The following is a 6,715-nucleotide window of genomic DNA, read 5'->3' on the forward strand; positions in this document are numbered from 1 at the left end:
GCCGGGTCAGGACGATCCCGCTATCCGATTCGTGTGCCACCATCGCCCAGAACTCCATGCGGACGAGCATACGAGCGTCCGGACGGGTCCGGGAGCGGGACTGTGGATTTATGGGTGTTTCCGGCCTGATTCGCTGATCGGATGGTCAGCGGGAAGGTGCCGTGATGACGACACTTGATGCCGTGGCGAAGAAGAAGGCCGAGGCCTCGGCCGAGCAGCTGGCAGCGGCGGAGTTGGTGAGGATGGCCAAACAGCAGGGTTTGTCCCTGACGGGGCCCGACGGGTTGCTGCAGCAGTTCACCAAGACCGTCCTCGAGACCGCGCTGAACGAGGAGATGACCGAGCACTTGGGGTATGAACCCAACCAGGCGCCCGAGGGCCGGGAATCGGTGAATGTGCGTAATGGGACCAGATCGAAGACGGTGTTGACCGAGACGACCGGGCCGGTGCCGATCGAGGTGCCGCGCGACCGGGACGGCAGCTTTCAACCGCAGATCGTGCGCAAGCGGCAGCGCCGATTGTCCGGGGTCGATGAGATCGTGCTGTCGTTGTATGCGACAGGCCTCACGACCGGGGAGATTTCGGCGCATTTCGCTGAGATCTATGGCGCGTCGGTGTCCAAGGAGACGGTCTCCCGGATCACCGACAAAGTGGTCGCGGAGATGCAGGAATGGTCGAGCCGACCCCTGGACGAGGTGTATGTCGCGATCTTCATCGACGCGCTGGTCGTGAAGGTGCGCGACGGTCAGGTCGCCAACCGGCCGATCTATGCCGCGATGGGGGTCACCGTGACCGGGGAGAAGGACATCCTCGGCCTGTGGGCCGGCAGCGGTGGTGAGGGCGCGAAGTTCTGGATGAGTGTGCTCACCGAGATCCGTAACCGCGGGGTCAAGGATGTCTTCTTCCTGGTCTGCGACGGGCTCAAAGGCCTGCCGGAGGTGGTCGGCAATGTGTGGCCGCTGGCCACGGTGCAGACCTCATCCGTCCACAATGCTGTCGCCGGGATGGTCCCGGCGGTCACTCGCACCACCCCGGTCACGACCTATGCAGACGTGCAACCTTCGAGGTCCAGATGCAGACCTGTCGGGCCGGGGTGGTGGCGGGCTTCACATCGGCCAGCGGGAGTAGCGCTTCGAGCGCCGAGATGAGGTTCCGGGGAAGCCGGCCGAGCGGTGGCCGAACTTCTTGCAGGAGCATCGTTGGTCCACGTCACCGGCACCAGTCCAGCCGAACAGTCTGTGTTCGCGGGAATAGACTGGGGCGGAACACATCATCAAATATGTATTGTTGACCATGCTGGCAAGCTGATCGTTCAGAAGCGGGTCAGACACGACCTCGGCGGGTTCGCCGAACTCGACGACCTACTCGACCTTCCCGGCATCCGGATCGCGATCGAACGCGGTGAGGGGCTGCTGGTCGAGCACCTGCAGCTCCGTGGACTTCCGGTTTACTGTGTGTCGCCGAAGATTTCAGCCCGAGCCCGCGAACGCTATCGGCTGTCGGCGACCAAATCCGACAGCTTCGACGCGTTCGTCCTGGCCGACACCCTCCGTCATGAGCACACGCATTGGCGCCCGTTGCCGCTGCTGTCGCGAGACACCGCGGAACTCAAGGCGGTGATACGTGACCGAGAGCGGATCATCTTGTCTCAGCGCAGTGTCGAGTCACAGCTGCGTGCTGTTCTCGACACGTATCATCCTGCGCCGCTGCACCTGTTCTCGACGCTCGACCGGGATATCACCCTGGACTTCCTCGCCGATTATCCGACACCCGCGCAGGCCGCTCGCGTCGGAGACAAGCGGATGGACGCGTTCTGCCGCCGACACGGCTACACGGGTCGAGTTCCAGCCGACCAGCTCGTGGAACGGCTCCAGCCGCACCTGCTGGCGGCGTCGGAGGGTACTACCGCGGGCAAGCAGTTCACCGCGCAACTGTTCGCCTCGCAGCTGCGGTTGCTGAACCAGCACATTCGGGCCTGCAATAAACGGATCGATCAACTTCTCGATGTTCACCCGGATGCGCCGATCTTCCTCAGCTTCCCGGGCATCGGGCCGGTCGTCGCGGCCACATTGATCGCCGAGATGGGTGACGACCGCTCCCACTACCCAGACGCGCGGGTCCTGCTCGCCGAGGCCGGCCTGGCGCCGGTCACGCGCGCCTCTGGGCGCATGCATCAGGTCCGGTTCCGTTACGCCTGCAACCATCGAATGCGTCACGCCATCGACTGGTGGGCTTTCGTCTCCACCCGCGAGACCGACTGGGCCGCCAACGCCTATGAGCAAGCTCGAGCCCGTGGCCACGGCAAATACCGCGCTTTGCGTGGTGTCGGAGCCCGCTGGGGGCGGGTTCTCTGGCGCTGCTGGCAGGACAACACCATCTACAACCCGGAAAAGCACTCCAGCGCCGCAGCGGCCTGACCGCTACTTTCAGCAACCCGCGTGTCCACGACGCCACGCGGGCCGCAGTCATGCCATCAGAACCAACCCTCTCCGACCTCGCTGACAGCCTGCCAGTTGACAGCGGGAGTCTGCATCATCCACCGGAGTCGTAAAGATTCAACTTGGCGATTTGTGGTCGGTGTCCGAGGCGATCAGGTCGAGGACTTCAGCGGCAGTGGTGAACTGGTGTATTGCGGGTGCAGGGGTGATGCGGTGTTGCTGGAGCAGCGGCAGGACGTCGTCGACGGCGTTGCGGATGGTGCCTCTGCTGACGCCGAACAGCTCTGCGAGGGTTTGTTGGTCGCATAGCTGGCGTTGGGCCAGCACGGTGGCCAGGATTCGGTCGGCGTCGGTGATCTTCTGGCGGAACAGTCCGCCCCGGGTGCCGGGGCGGCGTTCACCGCCGCGTTGGCGGTGGCGTCGTTGTTCGATCGAGGCGCGGTAGGAAACCGATATCCGGTCGACGAGGGCCTGGAAATCGTCACGGGTCATGCCGGTGAGGTCGGGGTGAGTCAACGCTCGAGCGGCTTCGATCCTTGTTGTGGTGGTGTCGTTGTCGAGCCAGTTGCGCAGCTCGTCGATGTCGGAGAAGTAGTGCGATGTCTGGGAAAACTCGATCTGATGCTCTTCGATCAGGGTGCGGGTTTCCCTGATCGCCCGGCCGATGGTGTTGGGGTTGATCCCCAGCAGTTCCACCAGGACTTTCTGGGGGCATACCCGCCGCAGGTAGACCACGGTTATCAGCACTTTGTCGGCCGGTGTCAGCAACGGACGGCCGTGGTCGCCGCGTTCTTTTCGGCGTGGTCCGCCGCGTTGCAGGTACTGGCGCTGCTCGGCGATCGCTGCTTGCGCCGGCGCCAGCAGCGTGCAGAGCTGCTGCAGTTCGTGGGCGGGTAAGCCGGTCACCTTCGGGTCGGCGAGCGCCGCCAGGGCGTGCGCTCTGGCCGCGTTGCGGCCTTCGGTAGTGGTGACGGTGTGTAGGGTCTCAAAAGTCGTGGCCAAATCTCAGAATGTTTGGCCATCGCGTGGCCAGTTGGCCATGATTTTGAGATTCGGCTCCCTGCTCCGGCTGACTGGTGGATGATCTTCGCCAGTTGTGTTCCGGGGCAGGAGGGTTCGAGTTGGCGGGTGGAGCGTTGCTGTCGTTGTCGAGATTGGCGCGATCGGTCGATGTGGATGCTGTTGTGGTGGCGTTCCGCTGCGCTGACGATGGTTCCGATGAGGTCGGGTCGTTCGCGGCGGTGAGCGCCGAAGCGATGGGACGGGCGGCTCCGTGGCGGAGGTTCCGCTGGCATCACGGGCAGAAACACTTCTCTGGCACGTATTGGTCTGGCACCGAGGTCGATGTGAAACCTGCTGCGCGGCTACAGGATCCGAAGGTCGCCTTCACCTTCGCATGGACCGATCAGGTGGTGAGGGCACGCGGCTGGCGATACGAGATCTGGAGCGAACCGGATCCGGTCGAGCTGGCAAATGTTCGATTCCTCGCAGGCTACCGCCGCGGCTGGCTGTTCGACCCTGGTGTCGTCGAGGTGGTGCGGGACTCGATGGTAAGCGGGATGAGCATCGGCGAAGCTCTCGGCTGCGTATCCGGGTTTCCGCCCGCGACGGTCCGTGCGGCGCTGTTGCACCTGCTGTGGCGGCAGGAGTTCACGGTCGACATGTCGGCACAGTTGCGGTCGGCGACCACTTTGCGGGCGGTGTGATGGGCAGGGCAGGCACCCGCTTGGGTGTGGGGACGCGGCTGATCTATGACGGCGAGACCGTCGAGATCGTAGAGATGATCGCCACCTCCGCCGGCAATGAGGTTGTCCTTCGGTCGCAGTCGGCGGGGTAGCCGGTTCGTCGTGTCTGGGTTCGCGAATTGCTCACCACCGACAGTGTCCGGGTGATCCCGGCCGAGGACGGCCCGGCAGGCACCGACGACGAGGCATTGGCCGGTGCCGTCCTGGACGACCTGAACGACGCACAGCGCCGGGGATTGCTCGAGCGCGCCGAGCATGTCCGGGAAGTTCTCACCGGCTATAAGTCCGGTTCGGCCGAACTTGCCGCTGCGGGGGAACCACGCACCGGATACGATCCGGCGCTGCCGCTGAACGCCCGGTATGAGGCGAAGGCCGCCGAGCTGGGGGTGGGTGTCCGGACGGTGCGGCGCTGGGTCGGCGACTACCGCAGGGCCGGGGAGGCGGGTCTGGAGCCGACTCGAACAGTTCGCCGCCGCCAGTCACCACCCCACCCTCGCCAGCGCCGCGGAGAACCTCGGCATCCACGCCGACGTTCTCCGGCGCCGAATCCGCGAACTCGAACTCGACCTGGGCGGCGAACTCCTCAACCGCGCCCACGCACAACGCCCCATGACCCTCACACCACTCGGACAAGCCGTCCTCGACGCGCTCGACCAGACCCAGCCGAATCCGCAGCGAGACAGCCCGATGCCGCGCATTGCGGGCTGACCCGAAATGCGACTGATCGAGTCGGTGTGTTCGAGTGGCTCAGCAGATCGAGTCCCAGCTCGGGAAAAATTCAGTGGCAGCCCGCCCCAGCCGACCATCACGATGGCTACATGACGCCACAACCGGGCACCGGCATCGACACGTTCATCGAGGCGAATCGGCAGAACTGGAACGATCGAACCCGGCTGCACGCGCGGTCGGCGTTCTACGATCTCGACGGCTTTCTCGCCGGCAGAAGCAGCATCGGCACCCACGAACACGCCGAAGTCGGGCCCGTCCACGGAAAACGACTGCTTCACATGCAATGCCACTTCGGGATGGACACCCTCAGCTGGGCACGACTGGGAGCGACCGTGACCGGCGTCGACATCGCCGACGAAGCCATCACCCTCGCACAATCACTCGCCTGCCAACTGGATCTACCAGCCCGGTTCCTGCGAACCAACATCTACGACCTACCCCAGGTCCTCGACGAATCCTTCGACATCGTCTACGCAACCTACGGAGTGCTGTGCTGGATCCCCGACATCACACAATGGGCCCAGATCGCAGCACGGCACCTCGACTCCGGCGGCGTGTTCTACCTCGCCGACGGACATCCACTCACCGGCATCCTCCGCGACGACCAGCCCGAACTCGACACCGGAATCAGCTACTTCCACCGCCAAGAACCGATGCGGTTCGAACAGCACGGCTCCTACACCGGAGACACCGACACCTTGAACCAACCCGTCTGCTACGAGTGGCAGCACTCCCTCAGCGAGATCATCACCGCAGTCCTCGCCGCCGGACTACGCATCGACTTCGTGCACGAGTTCGCCTGGGCAACATACCAGCGGCTACCACAAATGCAACAAGAACCCGACGGACGCTGGCGGCTCCCGGGAAACCCTCTCCCACTGACCTTCTCGATCCGGGCAACCAAACCCTGAACCCCATCCAGCACACAAGAAATGCCATCGAACTGAGACAACCGGCGCTGGCCACGGCGTGAGACAAACCAAAAACAACCAGGTCAACCGACTGGCAGATGCCACGAATTTTGAGACCCTAGGGACTGCCCTCGGTTTGGTTGACTCCTGACCTGTGAGGATTGCTCCTCGCTGGAAGGATGTCCACCATGCCGAAGCCGTATCCCGAAGAGTTCCGCCGCGATGTCGTCGCGGTCGCCCGCAAGGGCGAGATCTCGTTGACGCAGGTCGCGAGAGACTTCGGGATTTCGCAGAGTTGTGTGAAGAACTGGCTCAAACAGGCCAATATCGAAGACGGTCATCGGCCCGGCGTCACCCGTGATGAGTCAGCCGAGTTGCGGGAAGCGCGCAAACGGATCCGTCAGTTGGAACAAGAAGCCGAGGTCATGCGCCGCGCGGTCGCCTATTTCTCGCGTGACATCATGAACCGTCACGGGTAAGGGACCGGCTTCGGTTTCAGACCAGCACCGGTCGGCGTGGCGGTTTTTGAGCGTAATACGCGGCTTCGTACTCGGTCGGAGACAGGTAGTCCAGCCGGGAATGCAGGCGGGCGTTGTTGTACCAGTCGCACCATTCCATCAGCGCGTACTCGACCTCGGATAGTGTCTTGAACGGTCCGTGCCGGCGCACGACCTCGGTCTTGAACAGGCCGATGATCGACTCTGCCAGAGCGTTGTCGTAGGCATCGCCGACCGATCCGACCGAAGCCGACAAGCCGTGCAAGGCAAGCGATTCAGTGAACTTCACCGATACGTATTGGCCGTATTCAATCGGTCGTCGCAACACCGGTTTGTTGGAGCGATCGTAGCTGCTCGGTGAAGGCTTCAGCGGGCGTCTTCCAGCCGAGGCTTTT

At 63.7% G+C, this 6,715-nt stretch carries 6 protein-coding genes and 3 pseudogenes; 7 read left to right on the plus strand and 2 right to left on the minus strand.

What is annotated here, in order from left to right:
* Positions 1-161 precede the first annotated feature (161 nt).
* A pseudogene (locus ACIHAX_RS37605) lies at positions 162-989 on the plus strand (IS256 family transposase); the annotation flags it as partial.
* Between the two features lie 210 nt (positions 990-1,199).
* A complete protein-coding gene (locus ACIHAX_RS37610; RefSeq protein WP_397282428.1) occupies positions 1,200-2,417 on the plus strand; it encodes an IS110 family transposase in 1,218 nt (405 codons plus the stop codon).
* A 138-nt stretch (positions 2,418-2,555) separates the two neighbouring features.
* Here the strand turns inward: ACIHAX_RS37610 and ACIHAX_RS37615 are convergent, their stop codons facing one another.
* Positions 2,556-3,344, minus strand: coding sequence for a hypothetical protein (locus ACIHAX_RS37615; protein ID WP_397282431.1), 789 nt, complete (start codon positions 3,342-3,344; stop codon positions 2,556-2,558).
* A 440-nt stretch (positions 3,345-3,784) separates the two neighbouring features.
* On the opposite strand from ACIHAX_RS37615, the gene ACIHAX_RS37620 reads away from it, so the two are divergent.
* The 5 genes and pseudogenes from ACIHAX_RS37620 to ACIHAX_RS37640 all read left to right on the plus strand — a co-directional run.
* Complete coding sequence (locus tag ACIHAX_RS37620; protein WP_364439846.1) at positions 3,785-4,144, plus strand: TnsA-like heteromeric transposase endonuclease subunit; 360 nt, start codon at positions 3,785-3,787, stop codon at positions 4,142-4,144.
* 182 nt (positions 4,145-4,326) lie between these two features.
* Positions 4,327-4,608, plus strand: a pseudogene (locus ACIHAX_RS37625) (transposase); the annotation flags it as partial.
* The gene (locus ACIHAX_RS37630; RefSeq protein ID WP_397081071.1) at positions 4,544-4,891 is read left to right on the plus strand and encodes a LysR family transcriptional regulator; all 348 of its coding nucleotides are present in this window, start codon (positions 4,544-4,546) and stop codon (positions 4,889-4,891) included. The pseudogene ACIHAX_RS37625 and the gene ACIHAX_RS37630, both read left to right, overlap by 65 nt.
* A gap of 110 nt (positions 4,892-5,001) precedes the next feature.
* Positions 5,002-5,823: a class I SAM-dependent methyltransferase gene (locus tag ACIHAX_RS37635; RefSeq protein ID WP_397282433.1), complete on the plus strand. Its 822-nt coding sequence runs from the start codon at positions 5,002-5,004 to the stop codon at positions 5,821-5,823.
* A gap of 188 nt (positions 5,824-6,011) precedes the next feature.
* Positions 6,012-6,284: pseudogene (locus ACIHAX_RS37640) on the plus strand (transposase); the annotation flags it as partial.
* Positions 6,285-6,318: 34 nt separating this feature from the next.
* Here ACIHAX_RS37640 and ACIHAX_RS37645 read toward each other — a convergent pair.
* Entirely contained in the window at positions 6,319-6,648 is a 330-nt protein-coding gene (locus ACIHAX_RS37645; RefSeq protein WP_397282435.1) for an integrase core domain-containing protein, read from the minus strand.
* Between the last annotated feature and the right edge of the window lie 67 nt (positions 6,649-6,715).

It is taken from the genome of Nocardia sp. NPDC051929 (genome assembly GCF_044548645.1).
Lineage (GTDB): Bacteria > Actinomycetota > Actinomycetes > Mycobacteriales > Mycobacteriaceae > Nocardia > Nocardia sichangensis.